At 70.4% G+C, this 26,672-nt stretch carries 25 protein-coding genes; 14 read left to right on the forward strand and 11 right to left on the reverse strand.

The features are described from left to right. Positions 1 to 6 precede the first annotated feature (6 nt). The 3 genes from ETD86_RS05375 to ETD86_RS05385 all read right to left on the reverse strand — a co-directional run bounded on the left by ETD86_RS05375 (position 7) and on the right by ETD86_RS05385 (position 4,407). Positions 7 to 1,236, reverse strand: coding sequence for an alpha/beta hydrolase family protein (locus tag ETD86_RS05375; RefSeq protein WP_138664970.1), 1,230 nt, complete (start codon positions 1,234 to 1,236; stop codon positions 7 to 9). 97 nt (positions 1,237 to 1,333) lie between these two features. Next, on the reverse strand, positions 1,334 to 1,801 hold the full coding sequence (locus ETD86_RS05380; RefSeq protein ID WP_138664971.1) for an ATP-binding protein: 468 nt from the start codon (positions 1,799 to 1,801) through the stop codon (positions 1,334 to 1,336). Between the two features lie 293 nt (positions 1,802 to 2,094). After that, positions 2,095 to 4,407: a xanthine dehydrogenase family protein molybdopterin-binding subunit gene (locus ETD86_RS05385; RefSeq protein WP_138664972.1), complete on the reverse strand. Its 2,313-nt coding sequence runs from the start codon at positions 4,405 to 4,407 to the stop codon at positions 2,095 to 2,097. Positions 4,408 to 4,482: 75 nt separating this feature from the next. Between ETD86_RS05385 and ETD86_RS05390 the strand changes: the two genes are divergently transcribed. Next, on the forward strand, positions 4,483 to 4,776 hold the full coding sequence (locus ETD86_RS05390) for an MSMEG_6728 family protein (RefSeq protein ID WP_138664973.1): 294 nt from the start codon (positions 4,483 to 4,485) through the stop codon (positions 4,774 to 4,776). A 12-nt stretch (positions 4,777 to 4,788) separates the two neighbouring features. Here ETD86_RS05390 and ETD86_RS05395 read toward each other — a convergent pair whose 3' ends face one another. The 4 genes from ETD86_RS05395 to ETD86_RS05410 are packed head-to-tail and all read right to left on the reverse strand — an operon-like array spanning position 4,789 to position 8,024. Further along, positions 4,789 to 5,160 (reverse strand): nuclear transport factor 2 family protein, encoded by a 372-nt coding sequence (locus ETD86_RS05395; RefSeq protein WP_138664974.1) that lies wholly within the window; start codon positions 5,158 to 5,160, stop codon positions 4,789 to 4,791. 10 nt (positions 5,161 to 5,170) lie between these two features. Then, complete coding sequence (locus tag ETD86_RS05400; RefSeq protein ID WP_138664975.1) at positions 5,171 to 6,631, reverse strand: multicopper oxidase family protein; 1,461 nt, start codon at positions 6,629 to 6,631, stop codon at positions 5,171 to 5,173. Next, the gene (locus ETD86_RS05405) at positions 6,628 to 7,020 is read right to left on the reverse strand and encodes a hypothetical protein (RefSeq protein WP_138664976.1); all 393 of its coding nucleotides are present in this window, start codon (positions 7,018 to 7,020) and stop codon (positions 6,628 to 6,630) included. The genes ETD86_RS05400 and ETD86_RS05405 overlap by 4 nt, the downstream gene beginning before the upstream one ends. Beyond that, positions 7,017 to 8,024, reverse strand: coding sequence for a carboxymuconolactone decarboxylase family protein (locus ETD86_RS05410; protein ID WP_138664977.1), 1,008 nt, complete (start codon positions 8,022 to 8,024; stop codon positions 7,017 to 7,019). The genes ETD86_RS05405 and ETD86_RS05410 overlap by 4 nt, the downstream gene beginning before the upstream one ends. 166 nt (positions 8,025 to 8,190) lie before the next feature. Between ETD86_RS05410 and ETD86_RS05415 the strand changes: the two genes are divergently transcribed. The 6 genes from ETD86_RS05415 to ETD86_RS05440 all read left to right on the forward strand — a co-directional run bounded on the left by ETD86_RS05415 (position 8,191) and on the right by ETD86_RS05440 (position 13,168). Then, positions 8,191 to 9,351 (forward strand): sensor histidine kinase, encoded by a 1,161-nt coding sequence (locus ETD86_RS05415; RefSeq protein ID WP_138664978.1) that lies wholly within the window; start codon positions 8,191 to 8,193, stop codon positions 9,349 to 9,351. After that, positions 9,348 to 10,025 carry a response regulator gene (locus tag ETD86_RS05420; protein ID WP_138664979.1) on the forward strand — a complete coding sequence of 226 codons (678 nt, stop codon included), beginning with the start codon at positions 9,348 to 9,350 and terminating at the stop codon, positions 10,023 to 10,025. Before ETD86_RS05415 ends, ETD86_RS05420 begins: the two co-directional genes overlap by 4 nt. A 12-nt stretch (positions 10,026 to 10,037) precedes the next feature. Beyond that, positions 10,038 to 10,637 carry a molybdopterin-dependent oxidoreductase gene (locus ETD86_RS05425; RefSeq protein WP_138664980.1) on the forward strand — a complete coding sequence of 200 codons (600 nt, stop codon included), beginning with the start codon at positions 10,038 to 10,040 and terminating at the stop codon, positions 10,635 to 10,637. Further along, a complete protein-coding gene (locus tag ETD86_RS05430; RefSeq protein WP_138664981.1) occupies positions 10,638 to 11,366 on the forward strand; it encodes a ferredoxin reductase in 729 nt (242 codons plus the stop codon). A gap of 2 nt (positions 11,367 to 11,368) precedes the next feature. Then, on the forward strand, positions 11,369 to 11,635 hold the full coding sequence (locus tag ETD86_RS05435; RefSeq protein ID WP_138664982.1) for a DUF6510 family protein: 267 nt from the start codon (positions 11,369 to 11,371) through the stop codon (positions 11,633 to 11,635). Positions 11,636 to 11,758: 123 nt separating this feature from the next. Then, positions 11,759 to 13,168, forward strand: a complete 1,410-nt coding sequence (locus ETD86_RS05440; protein WP_138664983.1) for an LCP family protein — start codon at positions 11,759 to 11,761, stop codon at positions 13,166 to 13,168. On the opposite strand, the gene ETD86_RS05445 is transcribed toward ETD86_RS05440, so the two are convergent. Beyond that, a complete protein-coding gene (locus tag ETD86_RS05445; RefSeq protein ID WP_170222896.1) occupies positions 13,169 to 13,765 on the reverse strand; it encodes a TetR/AcrR family transcriptional regulator in 597 nt (198 codons plus the stop codon). A 66-nt stretch (positions 13,766 to 13,831) separates the two neighbouring features. On the opposite strand from ETD86_RS05445, the gene ETD86_RS05450 reads away from it, so the two are divergent. Next, positions 13,832 to 15,112: a cytochrome P450 gene (locus tag ETD86_RS05450; RefSeq protein ID WP_170222897.1), complete on the forward strand. Its 1,281-nt coding sequence runs from the start codon at positions 13,832 to 13,834 to the stop codon at positions 15,110 to 15,112. Here ETD86_RS05450 and ETD86_RS05455 read toward each other — a convergent pair. Beyond that, on the reverse strand, positions 15,075 to 15,245 hold the full coding sequence (locus ETD86_RS05455; RefSeq protein WP_138664986.1) for a DUF3073 domain-containing protein: 171 nt from the start codon (positions 15,243 to 15,245) through the stop codon (positions 15,075 to 15,077). The two genes, ETD86_RS05450 and ETD86_RS05455, sit on opposite strands and share 38 nt — an antisense overlap. Before the next feature lie 87 nt (positions 15,246 to 15,332). Here ETD86_RS05455 and ETD86_RS05460 point away from each other — a divergent pair, with 87 nt between their 5' ends. From ETD86_RS05460 to ETD86_RS05470, 3 genes are all read left to right on the forward strand, one after another. Continuing rightward, positions 15,333 to 15,665, forward strand: coding sequence for an ArsR/SmtB family transcription factor (locus ETD86_RS05460; RefSeq protein ID WP_138664987.1), 333 nt, complete (start codon positions 15,333 to 15,335; stop codon positions 15,663 to 15,665). Positions 15,666 to 15,772: 107 nt separating this feature from the next. Continuing rightward, entirely contained in the window at positions 15,773 to 16,651 is an 879-nt protein-coding gene (locus tag ETD86_RS05465) for a 1,4-dihydroxy-2-naphthoyl-CoA synthase (protein ID WP_138664988.1), read from the forward strand. Next, complete coding sequence (locus tag ETD86_RS05470; RefSeq protein WP_138664989.1) at positions 16,651 to 17,565, forward strand: aminoglycoside phosphotransferase family protein; 915 nt, start codon at positions 16,651 to 16,653, stop codon at positions 17,563 to 17,565. The genes ETD86_RS05465 and ETD86_RS05470 overlap by 1 nt, the downstream gene beginning before the upstream one ends. On the opposite strand, the gene ETD86_RS05475 is transcribed toward ETD86_RS05470, so the two are convergent. Next, on the reverse strand, positions 17,555 to 18,466 hold the full coding sequence (locus ETD86_RS05475; RefSeq protein ID WP_138665029.1) for an NADP-dependent oxidoreductase: 912 nt from the start codon (positions 18,464 to 18,466) through the stop codon (positions 17,555 to 17,557). The two genes, ETD86_RS05470 and ETD86_RS05475, sit on opposite strands and share 11 nt — an antisense overlap. A 144-nt stretch (positions 18,467 to 18,610) precedes the next feature. Here ETD86_RS05475 and ETD86_RS05480 point away from each other — a divergent pair, with 144 nt between their 5' ends. The 3 genes from ETD86_RS05480 to ETD86_RS05490 are packed head-to-tail and all read left to right on the forward strand — an operon-like array spanning position 18,611 to position 26,194. Beyond that, the gene (locus ETD86_RS05480; protein WP_138664990.1) at positions 18,611 to 19,171 is read left to right on the forward strand and encodes an OB-fold-containig protein; all 561 of its coding nucleotides are present in this window, start codon (positions 18,611 to 18,613) and stop codon (positions 19,169 to 19,171) included. Beyond that, positions 19,171 to 21,267 carry a flotillin family protein gene (locus tag ETD86_RS05485; protein ID WP_138664991.1) on the forward strand — a complete coding sequence of 699 codons (2,097 nt, stop codon included), beginning with the start codon at positions 19,171 to 19,173 and terminating at the stop codon, positions 21,265 to 21,267. The genes ETD86_RS05480 and ETD86_RS05485 overlap by 1 nt, the downstream gene beginning before the upstream one ends. 43 nt (positions 21,268 to 21,310) lie before the next feature. After that, positions 21,311 to 26,194: a DNA repair ATPase gene (locus ETD86_RS05490; RefSeq protein WP_138664992.1), complete on the forward strand. Its 4,884-nt coding sequence runs from the start codon at positions 21,311 to 21,313 to the stop codon at positions 26,192 to 26,194. On the opposite strand, the gene ETD86_RS05495 is transcribed toward ETD86_RS05490, so the two are convergent. Continuing rightward, positions 26,191 to 26,634 carry a MarR family winged helix-turn-helix transcriptional regulator gene (locus ETD86_RS05495; RefSeq protein WP_246147657.1) on the reverse strand — a complete coding sequence of 148 codons (444 nt, stop codon included), beginning with the start codon at positions 26,632 to 26,634 and terminating at the stop codon, positions 26,191 to 26,193. The two genes, ETD86_RS05490 and ETD86_RS05495, sit on opposite strands and share 4 nt — an antisense overlap. Positions 26,635 to 26,672 lie beyond the last annotated feature (38 nt).

Genomic DNA, 26,672 nt, shown 5'->3' on the forward strand with positions numbered 1-26,672 from the left:
CTCCGATTATCGGCGCGCGTCGCGCAACGCGGTGAACCAGTCGAGCACCTTCGGCAGCGACCGCTTCGCCGACGTGAAGTGATCGACGTCACCGACGTCGGTGAGCGAGACCTTGACCTTGCTCGCCCGCAGGTCGCGCAGGCAGTGGTAGGAGTTGGCGATGGCGACGTCACGATCGCCGCGCCCGGCGTACAGCCGGACGGGCACACCGGGGCGCCACCCCGCGCAGGTCGTGTCGTTGACCTCCAGTGCCCGCAGCAACGGACCCGACGGTTGCGAGACGCTCTTCAGGTACGCGGGGGTGACCAGGTCCTGCGGCGATGCGGGCAGGCCCGCCACGATCTCGTCGAAGTTGTGCAGCCCGTCGAACAGCCGCTCGACCCCCGGGTCCTGGAACACCTCCGACGGCGAGTCATAGAAGTGGTGCAGACGGTTCATGGAAACCGTCCAGTACGCCAGGTAGAAGGTCGCGCTGCCCGGATCCAGCCGGCCGCCGAGCAAGGCAGGCAGTTCGGCGTCCTTGACGTCGTACGGACCCGCGATCGGCGCCACCCCGCGAAGGCGCAGCCCGCGCTCGTCCCGCAGCTCCTTCCCCAGGGCCATGGTCGCGTGACCGCCCTGGGAGAAGCCGGTGAGCAGCACGTCCCCGCTCAGCGAGCGCCCCTTGCCGGCCGCCAGCTCGCCGGCCGCGCGCAGGAGGTCGAGCGAGGCCGAGGCCTCGGTGGCCGCGTCCATGTACGGGTGGAAGCCCGGCCCTTTGCCCAGGCCCAGATAGTCGGGCGCGACGCCGGCGAAGCCCGCCGCGGCGAACATGAGCGGCGCCGCCCGTCCGTCGCCGTCGGAGACCGACCCGGCGCCGGCTTTGGTGGCCAAGGTGCCGTGCTGGTAGCTGACCGTCCAGAGGCCGTGCCTCGACCTGTGCGGCAGCGCGACGACACCGCTCGCCGTGGTCGGCGTGCCGTCCACGGCGGTGGTCCGGTAGACGACGGCGTACAGGTCGGCCCCCTGCGGCCGGTCCGGCACCGGGAACTTCGCCTCGGTGAGATAGGCGGCGATCTGGCCGGCGGATAAGCGCGCCAGCAGGTCGGCTGAGACGATCGTGCCCCTGTCGTCGATCGTCACGGCGTGCGAAGCGGGTGCTCCGGTCGCGGCCAGCGCCGCCGGGCCGGTCGCGGTCGCCAGGACCAGCCCGGCGCAGGCGAGGGCGAGCATTCGCGTTCTCGTGGGAGTCCTCATGGCCGTCAACGGTACGAACGCTCGCGATCACCGCCCAGCCTGCGTGCCACCCAGAGCGCGGTAGGGACCACCCCACCTCACTTGGGCGCGCGGGGCGTCACGTCCCGGGCCTGATCGGCACCACGTTGGCCTGCAGGCCCTGGCGGGGCAGGGCGAACCAGGTGGCCTTGCCGACCAGGTCCGGGCGGGTGGCGTACCGCTGGGGGTGACAGCCGTAGAAGCCGTCGGAGAGCCGGGCGATGATGCGCAGGCCGCGCCCGTGCTCGGCGCCGAGGTCGTGCGGTGCCGGGGCGGGCAGGATCGGGCTGCTGTCCACGACGACGCACATGATCTCTTTTGCGTCCACGTGAAGCATCAGTTCGTAGGGTGCGTCGCCGTACATGAAGGCATTTGTCACCAATTCGCTCACCATGAGCACGGCGTCATCAACAACATCAGTGGAAAGGGTCAGGGCCGACAATTCCGTACGAATGATCGCTCGTGCGTGACCGACCGTCCGGGCGTCCTCGCGCAGCGGCCATACGTACTGCATCCTGCTCTGGGGAGCCGATCGCAGCGTGGTCATGGCTTCTCTTTCCGGTGCGGGGCAGCGAATGCGCGTCTGGTTCAACAAGAGTGCCTACCTCTCGGTTGCCGTACGCGGCTGTCAAAACTTGTACGCACGAGAAAGCCGTCTGGGTCGAATCTTCGGCAAGAAATTTGCCATTCTTTTTAACCGCTCGCGATGCCGGCGGCCACCTCCTCGATGACCTTGTCCGCACCGCTCGCCGGCGCCGCCTCCAGGGCGGCCACTGCGGCGAGCACGGCGCGGGTGCTCAAGATGCTCCCGATATTCCATGATCCCCCGATTACTGCTGCTCAGGCGTTCCGTGCCCAGCCTTGGGCCCTCGACACCTCCAGCAGGGACCACAGCGCCTGCGGGGTCAGCGGCAGATCAGTGATCTTGTCGGCGATCTCGGGGAGTGCGGCGGCCACCGCGTTGGCGATGGCGGCGGGCGGGCCGATCGTGCCGGCCTCGCCGACGCCCTTCATGCCGCCCGGCGTGATCGGCGAGGGCGTCTCCAGCATGACGACCTGAATATCCGGGATCTCCCTCGTCGTGGGCAGGAAGTAGTCGGTGATCGGCTGGCCGTCCTCGGTGTAGACGATCTCCTCGGTCAGCGCCTCACCGATGCCCTGGGCCACGCCGCCGTGGATCTGGCCCTCCACCACCGCCGGGTTCACCAGCACCCCGGCGTCGTTGACCACCCAGTAGTGCTCCACCTCGACCGCCCCGGTCTCCGGGTCGACGGCGACGGCGGCCGCGTGCGCCCCGTACGCGTAGGTGTAGGCGGCCGGGTCGTAGCTGGCCCGCTCCTCCAACCCGGGCGTGACCCCGTCCGGCAGGTCCCAGCCACGCCACGCGGACGTGGCCAGCGCGCGCAGGGTCACCGACGCCTGCGGATCGCCCTTCACCCGCACGGCCCCGTCGGCGATCTCCAGGTCGGCGGGCGCGGCCTCCAGCTGATGCGCGGCGATGGCCACGAGCTTGTCGCGCAGCCGGCCGGCGGCCTGGACGACCGCCCCGCCGCCGACGGTCAGCGCCCGGCTGGCGATCGAGCCGATCCCCGAGTACGGCGTCGAAGCCGTGTCCCCCATCACCACCCGCACCCGATCGATGGGCACCCCCGTCCGGTCGGCGGCGAGCTGCGCCAGCGCCGTCTCGATGCCCTGCCCGATGGGCACCACGCCTGACGTCACGACCACGGACCCGTCCTGCTCCATGCGCAGGACCGCCGTCTCGTACCCGCCGGCCAGGAAACCGGTGGCCTTCAGATCCATCGACGGCCCCATGCCGGTGGTCTCCACGTGGCAGGAGTAACCGATGCCCCGCCGGCGCCCGTCGTCCTTCTCCGAAGGCATGGCCAGATGGTGGAGGGTCCGCAAGGCGCGGGGGTAGTCGCCGGAGTCGTAGGGCGTGTAGACGCGCGTCGTGTACGGCAGCTCGTCGCGCTCCAGCATGTTACGCAGTCGCAGCTCGACCCGGTCGACGCCCAGCCTGCGTGCCGCCTCGTCGATCAGCCGCTCCCTGGTCAGCGTGCCCTCGGGCTGGCCGAAGCCCCGGTAGGAGCCCGTCGGCGTGGTGGTGGTGACGACGCCGCGCACGCGGACCGCGACCCGGTCGAACCGGTACGGTCCCGGCAGCAAGGTGGCCGTCACCGCGGCGGTCGAGGCGCCGACGTTCGACGGGTGGGCACCGATGTCGCCCAGCACGTCCACCTGCAGCGCCACGAACCGCCCGTCGCCGTCCAGCGCCAGCCGCCCCCGATGCACGGCGGCCCGCGCGGGCAGCGTGGCCAGCAGGCGGTCGCCGGGCGACTCGGCCCAGGACACGGGGCGGCCCAGGCGCATGGCGGCCAGGCAGATGAGCACCTCGTCGGGGTAGACGTGCTCCTTGCCGCCGAACCCGCCTCCCGTGTCGCCGCCGATCAGGCGTACCCGGTCGTGGGTCAGTCCGAGCACGTCCGCCAGCTGCTCGCGGGCGTGGTGCGGCGACTGGGTGGAGGTGTGGACGGTCAGCTCGCCGTCGGCGTAGGAGGCCACCACGCCGCGCGGCTCCATCGGGTACGGCGAGACGCGGCCCATCCGGAACGTCATCTCCACCACGTGCTCGGCCGCCTCGACGGCGGCGGCGCAGTCGGCGTCGCCGAGTGTGAAGTCGGTGAGCACATTCGTGCCCCAGTCGGGGTAGAGCAGCGGGGCGTCGGCCTCCAGCGCCCGTTCCATGCCGGCCACGGCAGGCAGTTCGTCGAGCTCCAGCTCGACGAGGTCGGCGGCGTCCCTGGCGGCCTCGGGCGTGCGGGCGACGACGACGGCGAGCGGCTGACCGGCGTACCTGATCGTCTCGTCCAGCACGGGATACTCCGTGATCGGCTGGCCGGGCGCCACGCTGACGCAGGGCAGGCACATGCCGGCCGCATCGGCCGGGACGACGACGTCGAGCACGCCGTCGGCCGACCAGGCCGCCTTCGTGTCACAGCCGATCAGCCGGCCGTGGGCGATGGGGCTGCGGACGACGTACGCGTGCGCGGCGCCCGGCAGGCGGACATTGCCGACGTACCTGCCACGGCCGGTCAGCAGCCTGGCGTCTTCCCTTCGCGGCGTCCTGGCGCCGACATACGCGTCTCCCATGACCCCGATTGTGAGCGCCGCCCGGCGGGTGGTCCAGATGATCGTTGGGAAGGAGCACGTCAGCGGAGGTGACCGATGCAGACCTTTCTTCCCTATCCGGATTTCGCCGCCTCGGCCGCGGTCCTCGACCCGCTCCGGCTGGATAAACAGCGGGTCGAGGCGCTGCAGATCCTGCGCGCGCTCACCGTCTCCGAGTACGGCTGGCGCCACCACCCGGTCGTGAAGATGTGGGCCGGCTACGAGGCGGCCCTGCACCGCAGCCATCGCTCCGCGCTGTTGCGCAAGGACCCCGGCTTCTACCGGACGGTGTTCGGCGACGACGAGCCGGACGACCTGGAGTACGTCTGGCCGCGTTCCGACCGCCTGTGACCACCGTGCCGGTCACGACATGCGCGTGATCGAGTCGACCCGGCGGATCCGCCCGTCGTGGGCGTACCGGGCGAAAAGGTAGATCTCCGTCGTGATCGTCTTGCCCTTGCGCATGACCGCGCGCAACGTGTAGCGCGCCGCGGCCACGTCCTCGCCCACGAGGCTTTCGTGCACCTCGATCCGCACGCTCACCGCGTTCTTGCGCGCCGGCTTCACGTGGTCGATCAGCCGCTGGCGGTCGAGGCAGATGCCGTCGTTCCAGTACTCGATCTCCGGCACGTAGTAACGGTCGAGCACGGCGGCGGCGTCCTCCTCCCCCAAGCCCAGCTCGTGAGGCATCTCAGTCAGGAAGGCGTGGAAACGTTCCGCCAGGTCGGCAGGCATGCTGATCCCTTCATACGACTTCGAAACTCGCCATCATCGCCATGTCCTCGTGCTCGAGGTTGTGGCAGTGCAGTACGTAGCGGCCCCGGTAATCGGTGAACCGGGTGACGATCTCGACGGTCTGCGCGTCGCGGAGCTCGACGGTGTCCTTCCACTCCGGCGGCCCGGCCGGCCGTTCGCCGTTGACCGACAACACCTGGAAGTGGTCGAGGTGCAGGTGGACCGGGTGGGCCACGTCGCTGGTCAGCCGCCAGATCTCGACGTCCCCGAGCTTGGGCCTGGCCTCCATGTGTTTCGGGTCGAACGGCCGGCCGTTGATCAGCCAGCCGGTGCCGCCATGCATGCTGCCGCTGCTGAACTCGAAGTCCCGCGTCACGGTGGCCTTGCCCGGGTCGAGCGCCTCGACCGTGGACAACCGCTGCGGAACGGCCGAGTCGTCAGCCTCGTCGCGGTCCACCGCGAACCGCATCACCCTCGCCTGGGCGCCCTCCCCCGCCAGGTTCCGCAACTCGACGTGCTGGCCGATCTTGTAGGCGGAGAAGTCGACGATGACGTCCGCGCGCTCTCCCGGGGACAGGCGGATCCGCCGCACCGTGCGCGGCACGCTCAGCAGCCCGCCGTCGGTGCCGATCTGGACCATCGGGCCGCCGGTGGCGAGCTCGTACGTGCGCGCGTTGGAGCCGTTGCACAACCGCAGCCGGTAGCGCGCCCTGGCCACCCGCGACTCCGGCCACGGCGCCCCGTTCACCAGGATCACGTCGCCGAGCACGCCGCCCATGTACCCCTCCTGCACGCCCGGCCGGTTCCCCAGCGCCGGGTAGAGCAGGGTGCCGTCGGCGGCGAACGACCGGTCGCAGATCAGCAGCGGCAGGTCGCGTTCCCCGGCGGGCAGCGGCAGCGCCTCCTCCTCGGCGTCGCGTACCAGGAACATGCCGGCCAGACCACGCCAGACCTGCGGCCCGGTGTAGTCCATGCGGTGGTCGTGGTACCAGAGCGTGGCGGCCCGCTGCTCCAGCGGGAACACGTACTCGCGGGAGGCTCCGGGCGCCACCAGGTCCGTCGGGAAGCCGTCGGACTCGGGCGGTGTGTGCCCGCCGTGCAGGTGCAGGACGGTCGGCACGCCGAGCTGGTTGACCAGCTTCACAACGGTCTTGCGCCCGCTGCGGGCCACGATGGTCGGCCCAGGGAACTGCCCGCCATATCCCCACATCTGGGTACGCAGGCCGGGGAGCACCTCCACGTCGGCCGCCTTCTCCGTCAACTCGTAGAAGTCGGCGCCGCCGGCGCCGCGTACCGGCTTGGCCACCTCGGGGACCGGCAGGGGCACCGCGTACGGCTTGGGCAGGGGCGCCGCGCTGGCCAGGAGCTGCGGCTGCGGGGTGCCGGCGAGCAGGGAGCAGCCCGGCGCCGCGGCCACCGCCACCGCGCCGAGGCCGAGCAGGCGCAGCACGTCGCGTCTTGCCGGGTTCATGCCCGGCCCGGCCGGGCCAGCACCCTGCTGAGTTGCACGACGCCACCGCCGAACAGCAGCACGCCCAGCGGCAGGTGAAAGGTCTTCGCGCCCAGGTCGCCGAGGATCGCCGCCACGACCGTGAACACCAGAAGCAACGCGGCGGAGGGGATGAACTGCGCGGGCCCACCGCCCGGCCGCCACACCAGGATCGCCATGACCAGGTGCAGGAGGCCGATGACGACCAGGGCGACCCCCGACATGACGTGCAGGGCCCGGCCGCCGGACGAGGACAGCAACATTCCAGCCGTCACCGCCTGGAACAGCAGCGCGACGACGTGCAGGACCACCACGGCCCGCAACGACTGCATGGTCCATGAAGGGGCGGCGACGTGCTGGTGTACGGTCATGATCGTTCTCCTGCGGGTGCTCGGGTGATGAGGGTCTCGGCGTGTTCGGTGGCCGTGATCGCGCCGAAGGCGAAGAGCCGCACCAGGTCCTGGTCGGTCCTGGAGCCGTGCCAGGCGGCGACGTCGGCGTCGGTCACGCGGTACGGCGCGAGCGCCGCGAGCAGCGCCAGCCTGGCCCCGGCGCGGTCCTCCATGGGCAGGTCGTCCAGCCAGGCGCTGCCCAGGGGCGGATGCGAGCCGTCCCATGCGGCGACCGCCTCCACGACGGCGACGCGGGCGGGGTGGGCGAGCAGCTCGCCGCCGGCCCTCGCCACGGTTCTGAGCGCGGCGTAGGCGGCGCCGATCGGGGTGCCCTCCGCCCAGACCGGCTCCGGGCGCCCGGCCAGATCCGCGATCAGCGGCAGGCTCGCGCCGGGAGGCAGCCGCCTGCGTACGGTGCGGGACATGGCCCGGCCGCCCACACTCCTGACCAGGCGGGATTTCTGCAGGTTGCCGGGGAGCAGGTTCTCGGTGAGCAGCGCCGAGGCCATGCGGTTGATGAAGTGGAAGGCCAGGGCGGTGCCGACGTACTCGGGCGAGTGCGCGGACACGAACGGCTCCCGGCCGCCCCGTTCCTTTGCCCACGCCAGCAGCTCGGCGTGCGCGGGATCGTCAGGGACGCCGCCGGCGGCGATGGTCTCCGCCAGCCGGTGGTCGCCGGTCGCGTGCAGCAGCGTCGTGTGCGCGGCCACGCAGAACGGACACTTGTTGGCCAGCGACACGCCCAGCGCCACGACCTCCTTGCCGGCCCGCGGGGCCTCCCCGGCCAGCAGGGACTCCCGCAACATGGCCCAGGTGGCCGCCAGCACGTCCGCCGCCGGCGACAAGGTCAGGAAGACCGCCATACGGGCCATGCCGAAGTCCTGGGCGAGCTGCGCGTAGACCTGGGCGGTCCGCCCGGTGGCCGCCTTCGGTGGCACAGGTCTCACGTAGCGGAACTGGCCCCGCTCTCGGATCGTCTCCATATCCGCACATAGTGGTGTTCCGGCCGGTCAGCGGTCGTCCTGTCAGAGGAGGCTTCTCCGCATACGTCCACCGGATCACGATCTACGGGGCTACTTCGCCGGGAGTAGTGAGGGAATACGCCCTCCAACGGAGGATCATCGCGGGAAAAGACCCTAATCTGCAGAGATGAGCTATCTGGACCGGTGGCCACCCCTCGCCAGGGACGGCATGCTCGCCGTGGTGGTGGCTGCTGTGTTGTCGCTCGCCGTGCTCACCACGCCCGGCACGGGAGCTCTGGACCTCGCAGCCGTCCTCATCGCCTCCCTCGCGCTCGTCGCCTGGCGCCGGGCGCCCCTGGTGGCGCTGTTCGTCACCACGCCCTGCATGCTCGTGTACGCGGTGCACGCCCAGCCAGGGCCGCCGGCCGCCTTTCCCGTGCTGGTGTCGGTGTACGGCGCGGTCAAGGCCGGCCACCGGCTGCTCGCTCCGCTGGCCGGCATGGTGTTCCTGGGCGTCACGTTGGCGAACAACCTGGCCACCTTCACCGATCGCGACAGCCAGGAGATCTTCCAGAGCACGACCCTGCTGCTCGGCTGGTTCGTGGCGGCCGGGGTGGCGGGCACGGTGACCAGGCACCGGCAGGCGTACCTGGAGCAGGCCGAGCAGCGCGCCGCCGAGGCCGAGCGCACCCGCGAGGAGGCCGCCAGGCGGCGGGCGGGCGAGGAGCGGCTGCGGATCGCCAGGGAGCTGCACGACTCGCTCACCCATTCCATCTCGATCATCAAGGTGCAGGCCGGGGTGGCCGTCCATCTGGCCCGCAAGCGCGGCGAGGAGGTGCCGGCGGCGCTTGTCGCCATCCAGGAGGCCAGCAGCGACGCCATGCGGGAGCTGCGCGCCACGCTGGAGGTGCTGCGCGACTCCGACGGCGAGCCTTCGGCCAGCGGCCTCGACCGGCTCGACGACCTGGTGGAGCGGGCGCGCTCGACCGGGCTGCCGGCCACGGTGACGATCTCCGGCGTACGCAGGGAACTGCCCGCGGAGGTGGACCGGGCCGCGTACCGGATCGTCCAGGAGGCGCTCACCAACGTCTCCAGGCACGCCGGCGGGGCCGCGGCCGCGGTCCGGATCGACTACGCGGACGAGGAGCTGGTCGTGCAGGTGGACGACGACGGCCAGGCCGACCCCGAGACGCCACCCGTACCCGGCGTCGGCCTGCTCGGCATGCGCGAGCGGGTCACGGCGCTCGGCGGCCGGCTCCGGGCCGAGCCCCGCCCGGAGGGCGGCTTCATCGTCCGCGCCGAGCTCCCCTTGGCAGAACCCGCACTTTCCTCGGGAGAACCAACGTGATCCGCGTGCTGCTCGTGGACGACCAGGCGCTCATCCGCGGCGGCTTCCGCGCCCTGCTGGAGGCGGAGGACGACATCGAGGTGGTGGCCGAGGCGGCGAACGGCGAGCAGGCCGTCGCCCGCGCCCTCGAGCACCGGCCCGACGTGGCCCTCGTCGACATCCAGATGCCGGTGATGGACGGCATCGAGGCCACCCGGCGCATCGCCGCCGACGAGCGGCTGACCGGCGTGCACGTCGTGATCCTCACCAACTACGGCCTGGACGAGTACGTCTTCACCGCGCTCCGGGCCGGGGCCTGCGGCTTCCTGGTCAAGGACACCGAGCCCGCCGACCTGTTGCAGGGCATCAGGGTCGCGGCCCGCGGCGACGCGCTGCTGTCCCCCGCGATCACCCGCCGCCTGATCGGCGAGTACGTCGCCCGCCGCCCCGAGTCCGCCCCCGAGGGCCTGGACGTGCTCACCAACCGCGAACGCGAGGTCACCGCGCTGGTGGCCCGCGGCCTGTCCAACGACGAGATCGCCGCCCACATGGTGATCAGCCCGACCACCGCGAAGACCCACGTCAGCAGGGCGATGACCAAGCTTCATGCCCGCGACAGGGCACAACTCGTCGTGTTCGCCTACGAATCCGGGCTCGTCACCCCCCGGCGTGGTGGAATGGGACGGGATCACTAGGAAGGGGCGGTCGTGGGGATCGTTTCGCGCGGCTTCCGCGGAAGGCGCAGAGAGGGCGGCGACGAGCTGCCGCCCGGCCAATACCTGGTCGAGGACTTCCCGGTGCTGTCGGCCGGTCCGACGCCGCGGGTCCCGCTCGACCGGTGGGAGTTCGCCATCGACACCGAAGACGGGCAGACCCACCGCTGGTCGTGGCAGGAGTTCATGGCGCTGCCCATGCAGACGCCCACGGTGGACATCCACTGCGTCACCAAGTGGACCAAGCTCGGCACCACCTGGGAGGGCGTCTCCCTCGACGTGTTCTTCGAGGACGTCGAGAGCGCCGCCGAATACGCGCTGGTCTACTCCTACGGCGGCTACACCACGAACCTGCCCCTCGAGGAGCTGCTCGACGGCAAGGCCTGGATCGTGCACAGCTTCGACGGCGAGGAGCTGGAGCCCCGGCACGGCGGCCCGGCCCGGCTGCTCGTGCCGCACCTGTACTTCTGGAAGTCCGCCAAGTGGGTGCGCGGCATCCGGCTGCTCAACGAGGACTCGCCCGGCGTCTGGGAGACCGCCGGCTACCACAACTACGGCGATCCGTGGCGCGAGCAGCGTTACGAGGGCGACTAGGTGCGCCGCCGCCTGGTCTGGCGGGCCGCCCGCCTGCATGAGAGCCGCGCCGAGACCGCCACCGCCCGCACGCTGGTGTTCGACGTGCCCGGCTGGCCCGGGCACGTGGCGGGGCAGCACGTGGACGTGCGCCTGACGGCCGACGACGGCTACACCGCGCAACGCAGCTACTCGCTGGCCGCGCCCGCCGACGGCGAACGCATCGAGCTGACCGTGGAGACCGTGCCCGACGGCGAGGTCTCGCCGTACCTGAACGAGGTGGTCGAGCCCGGCGACCAGGTCGAGATCCGCGGCCCGGTGGGCGGCTGGTTCGTGTGGCGGCCGGAGAGTAAGGCGCCGGTGGTGCTGGTCGGCGGCGGGTCCGGGATCGTGCCGTTGATGGCGATGATCCGGGCGCGCCGGCAGGCGGGCAGCCGCGCGCCGTTCCGCCTGCTCTACTCGCTCCGCGACCAGGACAGCCGCTACTTCGCCGCCGAGCTGCGGCAGCCGGAGGCCGGACTGGACATCGCCTACCTCTACACCAGGGCCACGCCCTCCGGCGCGGCCCGTCCGGCCGGGCGGATCACGCTGGCCGACCTGGCCGAGGGCGGCTGGCCGGCCGACTTCGAGCCGGACTGCTACGTGTGCGGGCCGACCGGCTTCGTCGAGGCGGCCGCCGACCTGCTGCTGGCGCTCGGGCACCCGCCGGAGCGGATCAGAACCGAACGATTCGGCCCGACCGGAGGCTGACCATGACCGCAGAACACCTGGACGGCAATGCCCTGGCCGGCCCGCTCGGCGAGATCTTCGCCGTGGACGTCACCGCCGCCATCGGCCGCTGCGCGAGTTGCGGGCTGACGGGTCCCGTCGCCGCGCTCCGCGTGTACGGCCCCGAGCCCGGCCTGGTCGCCCGCTGCCCAGGCTGCGAGGAGGTGGTGCTGAGACTGGTACGCGGCCCCGGCACGGCCTGGCTGGACCTGCGCGGCACCGTCTCACTCCGCCTGAACATCCCTGACTGACCCCATCGCCCAGCATGACCGAGCCCGACTGAGTACACTCAAGCTCGTTCCACGGCCGAGATCTGTACGGCGAGGCTCTTGGCCAGGGGCGGCGGCCCTTCGGCCCCGTCCCTTGGGAGTCACGTGAGCAGCGGGCTCGTCGACGCGCCACCCTCCGGTCCAGGCGTGCCGTCACGACGTCGGAGGCGCCCCTGGCTGCGCTGGGTGCTCGCGGTCACGGTGACCGTCGTCCTCCTGGTCGCGGGCGTCACGGTAGGCGTCTACGCCAAGCTGAGCGGCAACATCAAGCACGAGGACGTCACCGCCGACGACCTCGGCGCCACCCGCCCGCCCAAGGTCGCCGGGACCGCCATGAACATCCTGGTCGTCGGCTCCGACCAGCGCACCGGCAAGAACGCCAAGTACGGCCGCCGCGTCACGGGCGAGCGCACCGACACGATCATGCTGGTGCACGTGTCGTCCAAGCGCGACAACGCGATGGTGATCAGCTTCCCGCGTGACTCGCTGGTCCAGCTGCCCGCCTGCCGGGCCACCGGCGGCCATTCCGGGCAGCGGCCGCATCTCGGCATGATCAACGAGTCGTTCAACTCCGGCGGCATCGCCTGCACCTGGAAGACGATCGAGACGCTGACGCACATCCACATCGACCACTTCGTCAAGGTGGACTTCGCCGGGTTCAAGAGCATGGTGGACGCCGTGGGCGGCGTGGAGGTCTGCCTGCCGCAGCGTGTGGACGACACGAAGGCGCTGCTGCACCTGCCCGCCGGGCGGCAGACGCTCAATGGGGAGCAGGCGCTGGGGTACGTACGCGCCCGCTACAGCATGGGCGACGGCTCCGACATCGGGCGTATCCAGCGGCAGCAGATGTTCATCGCCTCGATGGTCAAGAAGGCCATGAGCGGCGAGACGCTCACCGACCCGGCCAAGCTCTTCGCCCTCCTCGACGCCGGCACCAAGGCGGTGACCACCGACCGTGGCCTGTCCCCGGGTGTCATGAAGGATCTGGCCACCAGCCTCCAGGGCCTGGACGCCGGGAAGATCCGCTTCATCACCACCCCGTGGCACTACTCGCTCACCCAGCCCGGCCGGGTCGAGTGGGTGCAGCCGCAGGCCGGACGGTTGTTCCAGATCGTGGCCAAGGACCAGAGCGTCGAAGGCATCAAGGGCGGCCAGGCCAAGGTGGGCCGCTCCAAGATCCAGATTGAGCTCCGCAACGGCACCTGGCGCAGTGGGCTGGGCACCCAGGTCGCGGCGTTCCTGGAGCAGCGGGGCTACCACATCACGAGGATCGGGGACTCGGCACGCAAGCCGCAGCCCAAGACCACGATCCTGTACGGGCCGAACGGCGAGACCCGCGTGCCCACCCTGACCGGCGACCTGCTCGCCGCCGTGCCCAGAAAGGTGGCAGGGGCGCGGACGAACCGGCTGGTGCTCGTGATCGGCGACGACTGGACGGGCCTGAAACCACTGCGCTCCGACGACACGGAGTCGATCAAGGGCTTCGACGCCACCCACGACTCCTGCGCCACCTGACTAGGCGATGAAGCTCGACAGACTGGCGAGGGCGTCCACGACCTGGCGGGCGTCGGGGGTGCTCGCCGGATCGAGCAGCCACTGCATCATGAGCCCGTCCGAGATCGCCACCAGCACCGACACGAGCACCTCGGGCGACATCGGCGGCTCGACGCCGAGTTGTGCGGCGGCCCGCCTGATCATGTCGGCGCCCGTCTGCCGGGTCCGCGCGTACGCCTCGGCCATCTTCGCCCGCAGCACAGGCTCGCGCAACGCCGCCGGGTAACCCTCGACGCACAGGATGAGCTGCGGCCGCAGCTCCTCGAACACGTCGACCAGCGCGACCATCGCGCGCTCCAGCATCTCCCTGGGGCTGCCGAGCTCCGCGCCGAACATCGACCGCTCGACGTGTTCGGTCCACTGGTCGAAGACGCCGGCTATGGCCTCGTTGAGCAGCGCGTCCTTGCCGCCGAAGTGGTAGCCGATGGAGGCCAGGTTGGTGCCGGAAGCGGCGACCAGGTCTCGTGCGGTGGTCCGGGCATAGCCCTTCTCCTGCAGGCAGGCCACCGCGCCCGCCAGCAGTCTTTCGCGGTATCCACCGGCCTCTGTTCGCGCCACGCGATCCATGCTACAGAGATAATACGAGCGTATATGACGTACGTATATCTACATTGGAGATTCGGCATGATCCCTCCCGGACCGAGGCTTCCCTCGCTGGTGCAGACCGCGTGGTTCATGCGGGACGCGCCCGGCATGATGGAGCGCCTGCACCGCAGGTACGGGCCCATCTTCACGGCGCGCTACGCCGGCTACCCGCCGGAGGTCTACGTGACCACCGCCGAGCTCGCCGCGCAGATCTACCAGACCGACCAGACAGGCGGGCGCGCCGGTGAGGCGCGGCGCGACTTCCTGGAGCACATGGTCGGCGCGCACTCGGTGCTCACGCTGGACGGCGACGGCTGGTGGCGACACCGCAAGCTGCTCAACCCGCCGCTCCGCGCCAAGCAGGTCGCCGGCTACCGCGACGAGATCGCCGCGATCGCCGCCGAGAAGATCGCGACCTGGCCGCTGGGCAGGCCGTTCACGCTTCGCGAGCGGATGCAGGACATCACGCTGGAGATCATCATCAGGCTGATCTTCGGTATCAGGGACGCCGGGCGGGTCGGCAGATTGCGGGCGCTGCTGCCCGAGCTGATCGAGACCGGCGGGTCCATGCAGCTCCTGGCCCTGCCGGAGCGGCTGCGCGGAATGGCCGCGCGGGTGCCGTTCCTGGCGTACGGGCGGTTCGTCCGGCTCCGCGACGAGGTGGACACGATCCTGTTCGACGAGATCCGCCACCGACGCGCGACGCCGGGCGGCACGGACGTCCTCGGCAGGCTGGTCGAGACCGAGCTGGGCGACCAGGAGATCCGCGACGAGCTGGTCACCATGCTGATCGCCGGCCACGAGACCACCGCGACCGGCCTGGCCTGGGCCTTCGAGCGACTCCTGCGCCTGCCCGAGACAATGGAACGGCTGCCGGACGACGAGCCCTACCTCGACGCGGTGGTCAAGGAGGTGCTACGCGTCCGGCCCGTCGTCTATGAGGCGCCGCGCCTGCTCGACGCCCCGCTCCGGCTGGGCGAGCACGAGATCCCGGCCGGCTGGTACGCCGGGCCGTACATCCCGCTCGTGCACCGTGACCCCGAAGCGTTCCCCTCTCCCGAGGAGTTCCGCCCGGAACGCTACATGGACGGGCACCAGAACAGGGCCTGGATGCCGTTCGGCGGCGGCCGGCGCTTCTGCGTCGGCGCGCAGCTGGCGCTCCTGGAGATGCGCGTCATCATGCGCGAGGTGCTGAACCGCCTGGAGCTCTCGGCGCCCGACCAGGCGCCGGAGGCCAGGCGGCTGAAGAACGTCACCCTCACGCCCGCGAAGCGGACCCGCGTCATTGCGCGCGCTCGGACTCCTGCTCGGACGCCGTAGACGGGTAGCTCTCCTCATGCCGCGTGTCGGCACCGAGCTCCTCGCGGAGCCGGTCGTAGTCGATGTTGTGGTTGGTGTACTTCAGCTGGCGAGCGACCTTCGTCTGCTTCGCCTTGGCTCTTCCTCGGCCCATGGCTACTCCCTAGTCCCCGCTGTCATGCTATCCAACAACATGGTGACTTGAAGAATTATGCAACTCCGCTGGATTAGTCTGGGCTATATGCACGTGGAGGTCCATCAGGCCAAGGCCGACTTCTTCCGAACGCTCGGCCACCCCGCTCGCATCAGAGTGTTGGAGCTACTCCAGGAAGGGCCGCTGCCCGTCAGGGATCTACTGGCCCAGATCGACATCGAGCCGTCGAGCCTCTCGCAGCAGCTCGCGGTCCTGCGCAGGGCGGGGATCGTGAGCGCGATCCGCGAGGGCAGCACGGTGGTCTACACACTGGCCACGCCGGAGCTGGCCGATCTGCTCGGCGCCGCCCGCCGGATCCTCACCGACATGCTCGCCGACCAAGGGGAGCTGCTCGCCGAGCTGCGCGCGGAGGTCACCTAGCGAGCTTGCGCCGCACGCGCTCGGGGTGTCAGGCCGTGAACACGGCGAACGTGCGCGCGTTGACGGCGACGAGTGGGCCGGAGACCAGATCCATTAGGCTCACGTCCATGGTCTCCGAGCTGTTCGATCCCAAGGCATGGCAGGTGGTCGAGGGATTCGACTTCACCGACATCACCTACCATCGCGCGGTGGACCAGGGCACGGTGCGGATCGCCTTCAACCGTCCCGAGGTGCGCAACGCGTTCCGCCCGCAGACCGTGGACGAGCTCTACCGTGCGCTCGACCACGCCAGGCAGACCACCGACGTCGGCTGCGTGCTCCTCACCGGCAACGGCCCGTCGCCGAAGGACGGCGGCTGGGCCTTCTGCTCGGGCGGCGACCAGCGCATCAGAGGCAAGGACGGCTACCAGTACGCCGACGGCTCCCCCTCGACCGGGCGCCTGCACATCCTGGAGGTGCAGCGCCTGATCCGCTTCATGCCCAAGGTCGTGATCTGCGTGGTGCCGGGCTGGGCGGCGGGCGGCGGCCACAGCCTCCACGTCGTGGCTGACCTCACGCTGGCCAGCGCGGAGCACGCCCGCTTCAAGCAGACCGACGCCGACGTGGCCAGCTTCGACGGCGGATTCGGCTCGGCCTATCTGGCGCGCCAGGTCGGGCAGAAGTTCGCCCGCGAGATCTTCTTCCTCGGCGAGACATACACGGCGGCCGACGCCCACCGCATGGGCATGGTCAACGCCGTGGTGCCGCACGCCGAACTGGAGGCGACGGCCCTGGAGTGGGCCCGCAAGATCAACGGCAAGTCGCCCACAGCGCAGCGGATGCTGAAGTTCGCCTTCAACATGATCGACGACGGGCTGGTGGGGCAGCAGGTGTTCGCGGGTGAGGCGACGCGGCTGGCGTACATGACGGACGAGGCGGCCGAGGGGCGCGACTCGTTCCTGGAGAAGCGCGCCCCCGACTGGTCGCCCTTCCCCTGGCACTACTGATGCGGATCACGGTCCCGGCGGCGCTGACCGAGTCCCACATCAAGTACGACGGGGAGGCCGGTCGTGCCTGGTCCGCCGGGCTTCCCGCGCTGGCCGAGCGCTACCTGGAGGAATGGGAGCTGCGGCTGGACGGCGAGCCCGGGCACGGCGTGGTGTCGCTGGTGTTGCCGGTGATCCGCGCGGACGGCACGAGGGCCGCGCTCAAGCTGCAACCCGTCACCGACGAGAACGCCACCGAGGCGATGGGGCTACGCGCCTGGGACGGCGACGCCTCCGTACGGCTGCTCGGCTCCGACCCGGACACCGGCACCCTGCTGCTCGAACGGCTGCACGCCGACCGCCCGCTGTCGGCCGTGCCCGACGACATCGAGGCGCTGAAGATCCTGACCGAGCTGCTCGCCCGGCTCGTCGCCCACCCCGCGCCCGAGGACATGCGCCGGCTAGGCGACATCGCCCAGGCCATGCTCGACAACGTGGAGGAAGCTCTCACGAAGCTGCCCCGCGAGCAGGACCGCTACTGGCTGCGGTGGTGCGCGGACGCGGTCGCCGAGCTCGTCTCCGAGCCCGGCGACCGGCTGCTGCACTGGGACCTGCACTACGACAACGTGCTGGCCGCCGACCGGGAGCCGTGGCTGGCCATCGACCCCAAGCCGCTGGCCGGCGACCCAGGGTTCGACCTGTGGCCAGCCCTGGACAACCGGTGGGACGACGTGGTCGCGACCGGCGACGTGACCCGGGCCGTGTTGCGCCGCTTCGACCTGATGGTGGACGGGCTCGGCCTCGACCCGCAGCGGGCGGCCGGCTGGACGCTGGGCCGGGTCCTGCAGAACGCCCTGTGGGACGTCGAGGACGGCGAGAGCGAGCTCAACGAGATCGGCCTGGCCATAGCCGAGGCCGTTCTCCTCAGATCGTGAGGACGACCTTCCCCTGCCCGTGGCCGGTCTCGATCTCCCGGTGCGCGTCCGCGGCCTCCTCCAGCCGGTACGCCCGCCGCACCGGGAACCTGAAGCGCCCCTCGGCGCACAGGGCGGCGTAGCGCCCGAGCCGTTCGGCCGTACGCTCGCCCTGGACGAGCTTCACCCCCAGTTCGGCGGCCTTGCCGTGCTCGACCAGCGTGACGATCCGTCCCCGGTCGCGGACGAGCTCCAAGGAGACCTCCAAGGCGTGACCCCCGGCCCCGTCCAGGGCGGCGTCGACCCCGCCCGGTGCGAGCGCGCGGACCCGGTCGGCGAGCCCCTGCCCGTAGGCGACCGGGACGGCGCCGAGGTCGCGCAGGTAGTCGTGGTTCACCTCGCGGGCGGTGCCGATCACGCTCACGCCCCGCATTCTGGCGATCTGCACGGCGGCCGTCCCCACGGACCCGGCCGCGGCGTGCACGAGCAGCGTCTCGCCCTCCTTGACACCCAGCCCGTCCAGGGCCAGCTCGGCCGTCTGCACCCCCGCGGTCAGCCCGCCGGCTACCTCCCACGGCACCTCTGCGGGCTTCGGGGCCACGTCCGTGCGGTCGACCACGATGTACTCGGCGTAGGCGAACAACCGCGAGAACCCGAGCACCTCGTCCCCCGCCGCCACTCCGGTCACGCCCGTGCCCACCTGGTCGACCACGCCCGCGAACTCGTTGCCTGGAATGCGCGGGTAACCGACCTCCCCCATGTACGGCGGCAGCCACCCCGCCCGCACGGCCGTGTCGAACGGCTGCACGCCGGCCGCCCGCACCCGCACGCGCACCTGCCCGGGACCGGCCTGGGGCGCGGGCAGCTCCATCACCTTCAGCACCTCGGGACCGCCGGGCTCGGCGAACGCCGCCGCCCTCATCACTTCGCTCATGGGGACCAGCCTGCTACCTCAACTTTGGTTGAGGTCAACCACTCAGACCGTTCGGGAACTTTTACCTTTAGTCGCTCTTTATCTCGATATAGTCCGACAGGACATCACACGGGGGATGGGCACCGAGGCGGGATGGGCGAGTTCTTAAGCACGGCGCTGAGCTTTCCGACGGTCATTTTCAGTTTTCTGCTCGTCGTGGTCGTCGGTTATTGGCTGGTCGTCATCACCGGCCTCTTCGAGCTGGACGACGACGCATCCTGGCTGGGCCTCGGCGGAGTCCCGGCAGGGATCACGCTTTCGGTGCTGATCGCGGTGGCCTGGCTCCTGTGCCTGATCGGCAGCCAGTTCCTGGGCGCAAGCTTCGGCGGCCTACTGATCGCCGTCCCCTTCGCCGCCGCGGGCGGAGCCTGGCTCGCCACCCGTGGCCTGCTGGTTCCGCTGCGCAGGCTCTTTCCCGACGGGGACCGGCACTCGCGCGGCGACTTCGTCGGCCAGATGTGCGTCATCCGCACCGGCTCGGCCACGCACGACTTCGGCCAGGCCGAGGTCACCGCCGCCGACGGCTCGTCCGCGGTCGTGCAGGTACGCACGACCGGTCAGGACCGCCTCGCGCGCGGCGACAAAGCACTCATCTTCGAATACGACGCAGACGGCGAATTCTTCTGGGTCATGCCCTACGAAAGCGAGCTCTGATGGACGTCATCTCCACCGGCTTCGGCGTTTTCCTCGCCGTCATCCTGATCATCGTCATCGGCATCTTCATCCTCATCGCCCGGCTTTTCCGCAAGGTCGAGCAGGGCAAGGCGCTGATCGTGTCGAAGGTCAACAAAGTCGACGTGACGTTCACCGGTGCCATCGTGCTGCCCGTCGTCCACAAGGCCGAGATCATGGACATCTCGGTGAAGACCATCGAGATCGAGCGCACCGGCCGCGAGGGCCTGATCTGCCGGGACAACATCAGGGCCGACATCAAGATCACATTCTTCGTCCGCGTGAACAAGACCGCCGAGGACGTCATCAAGGTCGCCCAGGCCATCGGCACGGCGCGCGCCAGCGACGAGGCCACGCTGCAGGCGCTGTTCAACGCCAAGTTCTCCGAGGCGCTCAAGACCGCCGGCAAGCATCTCGACTTCGTCGACCTCTACACCAAGCGCGACGAGTTCCGCGATGAGATCGTCCGGCTCATCGGCACCGACCTCAACGGCTACAGCCTGGAGGACGCCGCCATCGACTACCTGGAGCAGACCTCGCTGCTCCAGCTCGACAAGAACAACATCCTCGACGCGCAGGGCATCCGCAAGATCACCGAGCTGACGGCCATCGAGCACGTGCGGACCAACGAGTTCCAGCGCCACGAGGAGAAGGAGATCACCCGCCAGAACGTGGACGCCCGCGAGGCCATCCTCGAGCTGCAGCGCCGCCAGGCCGACGCCGAGATGAAGCAGAAGCGCGAGATCGAGACCGTCAAGGCCCGCGAGGAGGCGGAGGTCGCCCGCGTGCAGGCCGAGGAGCGGCTGCGGGCCCAGAGCGCGCACATCAGGACCGACGAGCAGATCGGCGTCCAGCACGAGAACAAGGACCGCGAGATCGCGGTCGCCACGAAGAACCGCGAGCGCGTGATCGCCATCGAGAGCGAGCGCATCGAGAAGGACCGCGTCCTGGAGGTCATCGCCCGCGAGCGGGAGACCGAGCTGTCGCGCATCGCCAAGGACAAGGAGGTCGAGACCGAGAAGCGGGCGATCGCCGAGGTCATCCGCGAGCGCATCGCGGTCGACAAGACCGTGGCCGAGCAGGAGGAGTCCATCAAGCGGCTGCGCGTGGTCGAGGAGGCCGAGCGCACCCGCCAGCAGGTCATCATCGCCGCCGAGGCCGAGGCCCAGGAGAACCTGGTCAAGGACATCAAGGCGGCCGAGGCCGCGGAGGCCGCGTCGAAGTTCAAGGCCCGCGAGGAGCTCGTGCTCGCCGAGGCCAAGCAGCAGGCCGCCGAGCTGGAGACCCGGGCCAAGATCCGGCTGGCCGAAGGCGTCCAGGCCGAGTCCGCCGCCGCGGGCCTGGCGCAGGTCCAGGTCAAGGAGCGCGACGCCGAGGCCATCGAGAAGGTCGGCCGCGCCGAGGCCGTGGCGCTGAAGGAGAAGCTCACGGCCGAGGCCGAGGGCGCCAAGGCCATGGCAGTGGTCGAAGGCACGCGGCTCAAGGCGCAGGCCGAAGGCGAGCAGGCGATGGCGCTGGCCGGCGCGGCCGCGGTGGGCGAGAAGCTCAAGGCCGAGGCCGAGGGTCTCACCGAGAAGGCGGCCGCGCTGGCCGCACTGGACGAGGCCAGCAGGGAGCACGAGGAGTACCGCCTGCGACTGGAGGCCGAGAAGGAGATCCGGCTCAAGCACATCGACGTGTCGCGGCAGGTGGCCGAGTCGCAGGCGAGCGTGCTGGCCGCCGGGCTCGCCAAGGCCAACATCGACATCGTCGGCGGCGACACGATGTTCTTCGACAAGGTGGTCGGCTCGATCACCGCGGGCAAGGCGATCGACGGGTTCGTGGACCACTCGCAGGTCGCCGGGGCGCTCGTCCGGCCGTACGTCAACGGTGAGGCCAGCCTGGCCGGCGACCTCGCGAACGTGATCAGCGGCGTCCGTACCGAGGACATCAAGAACCTGACCGTGTCCGCCCTGCTCATGAGGCTCATCCAGGACGGCGGCCCGCAGTCGTCGGCGCTCGGCGAGTTGCTCGACACGGCCCGCCGCCTCGGCGTGGCCGACTCGCCGGTCGCCGCGCTGGCCCGGGCGAAGGGCTGACCGTGAGCGAGATCGGACGCCGCACCCTGTTCCTGGAGGACCTGTGACCACCGTGCAAGCCGGCCCGGAGCTGGAGGCCGGGACCTACGAGGTCCTCAGGAACCGCCTCCAGGCCCAGGCCAAGGCCCTCGCGGCGGCGGCCGAGGCGCTCAACGGAGCGCGGCTGAAGGTCTTCGGCGGTGCGGAGCTGCGCCTGCTGGGCACCGAGCGGATCCGCACCGAGAACAACTGCGTCCCCAGGGACATCGTCTCCCTGGGTGACGTGATGTTGTTCGGCTACAACGTCTTCATCGGGCTCAAGCCGGAGACGGCGGTGGCCGACGTGTTCGCGGTGCACCGGTTCTCCAGGGACGGCGACGCCTTCAGGTTCGACGCCGACAAGCTGCAGTCGCTGGACGACCCGGCGTTCAAGAAGGACTTCGCCGAGCTTTACCGCTATTACAAGGAGACCAGGCTCCAGCAGCTCAGGCGGGTGGAGGGCAAGCTGCTCGCCGTGTTCCAGACCGGCCCGGCCGACCAGCGGGTGCTGCGCTGGACGGTCGGGAACGACGGAATCCCGAAATATCTGGATAACCGGGGTGAGCGGGACCACGTCTTCCCGCCGTCGCACGACTTCGAGTGGACCGTCACCACCCGCGACGACCACGTGCTCGGCCGCCACCCGCACATCTCGATCCAGGGGGAGGTGTTCGTCGAGACCGTCGGCGGCGACCTCACCATCAAGATCGAGGACAACACGGAGACCGGTGCCGGCATCTACTCCGAGCCGGTCGCCGAGCCGTTGCAGAGCCTGGCCGACGCCGACGTCGAGTACGCCAGGGTGGGGCCGCTGATCCTCATGCGGATCCGGCCGTACAAGGAGACCGAGTGGCGTCACCTGGTCTTCAACACCCGCACCAAAGCCGTGATCAGGCTGGACGGCATCGGCCAGGCGTGCCAGCGCCTCCCCGAGGACCAGGGACTGATCTTCCCCGGTGGTTACTACCTGACGACCGGGGTCAGCAAGACGTTCGACACGGACGTGACGGACCTGGAGTTCGAGCGGGTGGTCCGCTCGCCCAACGGCGAGGACGTGTTGTACGTCTTCCACGCCAGGGGCGACGGGCGGTCGCTGCTGCTGCCGTACAACGTGATCAGGAAGGAGGTGGCCAACCCCATCGTCTGCCACGGGTACTCGCTGTTCGACGACGGCACGATGGTGGTCTTCCGCGCCACCTCCGAGGAGCCCACCCGGGTCCACCCGATGCAGGTCTGGCAGACCCCGTACGTCTCCGACACCTACGCCGCGGCCCAGCCCGCCGGAACCGGCCCCCTGGAGCGCATCGGCAACGCCGAGCTGGTGCGCGGCATCTCCGACTGCCTGTCCGTGTCCCGCATGGTCGAGGAGATGGCGCCGTCGGCAGGCACGTTCGAGGGGCTGATCGCCGCCTGCACGCGGGCCTTCGACTCCTACCACTGGCTCGGCGAGCACGGTCTGCGCGGGCCGCTCGCCGACGTCCGCGCCACCGCCGAGCAGGTCCTCGACGAGTACGAGAACGTCGAGCACCTCACCCGGCTGGCCGCCGACACGCTCGCGAAGGCCACGGAGGAGACCACCCAGCTGGTACGCCAGGCGCGTGCCGACAACCCGGCCACCGCCGACGCATGGGTGACCATGCTCGCCACACTCCGCCGCGCCCAGGGCCACCTCGTGACGTTGCGCGAGACCCGCTACATCGACCTGGCCGCGCTGGACACGCTGTCCACCTCCGTGACCGAGGAGGTGACCGCGACCGGTCGCCGGGCGGTCGCGTTCCTCTCCGGGGAGGACGCGTTCACCTCCTACCACGCGGCCGTCGACCGGCTCGCCGCCGACGCCGCCGCGATCGCCACGGTCGCCGAGGCCGCGCCCGTCGCCGAGCGGCTGGCGGAGCAGGCTGAAGGCCTGGAGGTCGTCACGGAGGTCGTCGGCTCGCTGGACATCGCCGACGCCACCGTACGCACGTCGATCCTGGGCCGGATCGCGGAGGTGCTCGGCGGCGTGAACCGGGCCCGGGCCGTGCTCGACGGGCGGCGGCGCGAGCTGCTCGGCACGGAGGGCCGGGCCGCGTTCGCCGCCGAGTTCGCCCTGCTCGGACAGGCCATCACCGGTGCGCTGGCGATGGCCGACACGCCCGGGAAATGCGACGAGCAGCTCGGGCGGCTCATGCTGCAGCTGGAGAACCTGGAGTCGCGCTTCGGCGAGTTCGACGACTTCGCCGCGCAGCTGTCGGCCAAGCGGGACGACGTCTACGAGGCGTTCTCCGCTCGCAAGCAGACCCAGCTGGACGAGCTGGCCCGCAGAGCGGACCGGCTCTTCACCTCCGCCGAGCGCGTCCTCGGCAGCGTCACCCGCCGGCTCGGCTCGCTGGGCTCGCTGGACGAGGTCAACACGTATTTCGCGACCGACCCGATGGTGGCCAAGGTCCGGTCGGCCGCCGGGGAGCTGCGGTCGCTCGGGGACGCCGTACGGGCCGAGGAGCTGGACGGGCGGATCAAGTCGGCGCAGCAGGAGGCGGCCCGGGCGCTCCGCGACCGCCTGGACCTCTTCTCCGACGGCGGCGAGACCCTGCGTCTTGGCCGTCACCGCTTCGCCGTCAACACCCAGCCCATCGACCTGACGCTGGTGCCGCACGACGACACCATGCACTTCGCGATCACCGGCACCGACTACCGCTCCCCCGTCCCGCCTTCCTTCGCGCACACCCGCCCCTTCTGGGACCAGCTGCTGGTGTCGGAGACGCCCGAGGTCTACCGCGCCGAACACCTGGCCGCCTCGCTCCTGGACTCCGTCACGTCGGGCGCGCCTCTGGCCGACGTGGTGCGTCAGGCCGCCGAGTCCCGGTACGACGAGGGATACGAACGTGGGGTGCACGACCACGATGCCACGACCATCCTGGACACGCTGGTGCGCCTGCGCGAGGGTGCCGGACTGCTCCGCTATCCCGCCGAGGTCCGCGCCATGGCTCAGCTCTTCTGGGCTTTCGGGGTGGACGAGGTTTCACGTAAAACATTCACCACCCGGGCTGTGTCGCTGGTCCGCGCCCGCACGGTCTTCGGCATCACCCCTGCGCTGGGCTCGCTGGCCGGCGAGCTGGGTGCCCGGATCAGCGCCTTCATGGCCGGACTCCGCCCAAGTCCGCCCAGCTCAACCGCACCGCATCCCACCGACGCGGCACCCCCGGACCGGGCATTGAGCCCAGGCGCCGGCGCGGGCGGCATGGCGGGTGAGTATCTCGTCGAGGAGCTGGCCGGCAACCCCATCGGCTTCGTGACCAGCAAGGCGGCACGCGACCTGCTGGACGGTTTCCGCCAGTCCCTGGGCCCGGTCAAGATGCGCGAGTTCGAGAACGACCTCCAAGCGCTCCCCCTCCCCGACCGCCTGCAACTGGCCACCGCCTGGCTGGGCGCCTACCGCCAAGCCCCGGAGACCGCGGAGGCCATCGCCGTACAACTGTGCGGCAACCTCCCCCGCCACGACTCCAGCGCCACCAGCGCCGAAACCGTGGACGGCCTCCTGGGCACCCACCCCAGGATCAAAGACCGCAAACTGCACATCCAGCTGGACGAGCTCCTCACCAGAACCCGCCACCACAGGGAGGAGCGGGTCCCGGCCTACCGTGCCTATCAGCGCAGCAGAAACGAGCTGGTCGAGGCCGAACGCAACCGCCTGCGCCTGGACGAGTACAAGCCCAAGGTCATGAGCGCCTTCGTCCGCAACCGCCTCCTCGACGAGGTGTACCTGCCGCTGATCGGCGACAACCTGGCCAAGCAGCTGGGCGCGGCGGGCGCGGGCAAACGCACCGACCAGATGGGCCTCCTGCTGCTCATCTCACCCCCCGGCTACGGCAAGACGACCTTGATGGAGTACGTGGCCAGCCGCCTCGGCCTGGTCTTCGTCAAGGTGAACGGACCGGCGCTGGGTCACGAGGTGACCTCGCTCGACCCGGCGGACGCCCCCGACGCGACGGCCAGGCAGGAGGTGGAGAAGATCTCGTTCGCCCTCGAAGCGGGCAACAACACCTTGCTCTACCTGGACGACATCCAGCACACCTCACCGGAGCTCCTGCAGAAGTTCATCTCGCTGTGCGACGCCCAGCGCCGCATCGAGGGCGTCTGGAACGGCCGCACCCGCACCTACGACCTGCGCGGCAAGCGGTTCGCGGTGTGCATGGCGGGAAACCCGTACACCGAGTCCGGGCAGCGCTTCCGCATCCCCGACATGCTCGCCAACCGGGCCGACGTGTGGAACCTGGGCGACGTCCTGTCGGGCAAGGACGAGCTGTTCGCGCTGAGCTACATAGACAACGCCCTCACCTCCAACCCGGTGCTGGCCCCGCTGTCCGGCCGCGACCGCGCCGACGTGGAGGTGCTCGTCCGCCTCGCGAAGGGCGACACGACGGTCCAGCCTGACCAGCTCAAGCACCCGTACACGAAGCCGGAGCTGGACCAGATCCTCAGCGTCCTGGCCAAGCTGGTCCGCGTGCAGGAGGTCGTTCTGGCCAACAATCAGGCGTACATCGCCTCGGCCGGCCAGTCCGACGCGGCCCGCACCGAGCCGCCGTTCCGGCTGCAGGGTTCGTACCGGAACATGAACAAGCTGGCCGAGCGCATCGTGCCCGCGATGAACGACGCCGAGCTGGAAGCGCTGATCGACGACCACTACCTGGGCGAGGCGCAGACGCTGACCACGGACGCCGAGGCCAACCTGCTCAAGCTGGCCGAATTGCGCGGCCGCCTGTCCCCGGCCCAGGCCGAACGGTGGGCGGAGATCAAGCGGGCGTACCTCAGGGCCAAGGCGCTGGGCGGCGCGGACGACGACCCGATGGCACGAGCGGTGGGCGCGATCGGCCTGCTGGCCGACCGGGTGGGCGAGGTCGGCACGGCCATCAGAGATGCCGAACGCTAAGCGCCGTCGGCCAGCCCTGCGGTGGCCTCGCGTTGCAGGGCGGCCGACCGGGTGAGGTAGTCGAGGATCACTTCGAGCTGCTCGTCCGTATAGCGCTCGTACAGCTCGGCGAGCGCGGCCACGAACGGCTCGAACAGCTCCCCGAACCCGGCCAGCCGCTCTTGGTTGATCTCGACGATGACCCGGCGCCGGTCCTTGGTGTCACGCACCCGCCGCACCAGCCACTTGCCCTCCAGCCGGTCGACCAGGCCGCTGACCGATGCCGGCGCCAGCCCGGTGTGCTGCGCGATCTCGCCCGCCGTCAGCGGGCCCAGGCGTTGCAGCAGGTCGAGGGCCTTCTCCTCGGTCATGCCGAGCCCTAGCCGTTCGCCCATGGCGGTGTGGTACATCACGGCGGCGTTGCTGCTCTCCCGCCCCGCCATGGTGAGCCCTTCCAGCAATTTCTTTCGATGCTCCGAAATACCTCTCGACACCGGCT

It is taken from the genome of Nonomuraea turkmeniaca (assembly GCF_005889735.1).
Classification (GTDB): Bacteria; Actinomycetota; Actinomycetes; order Streptosporangiales; family Streptosporangiaceae; genus Nonomuraea; species Nonomuraea turkmeniaca.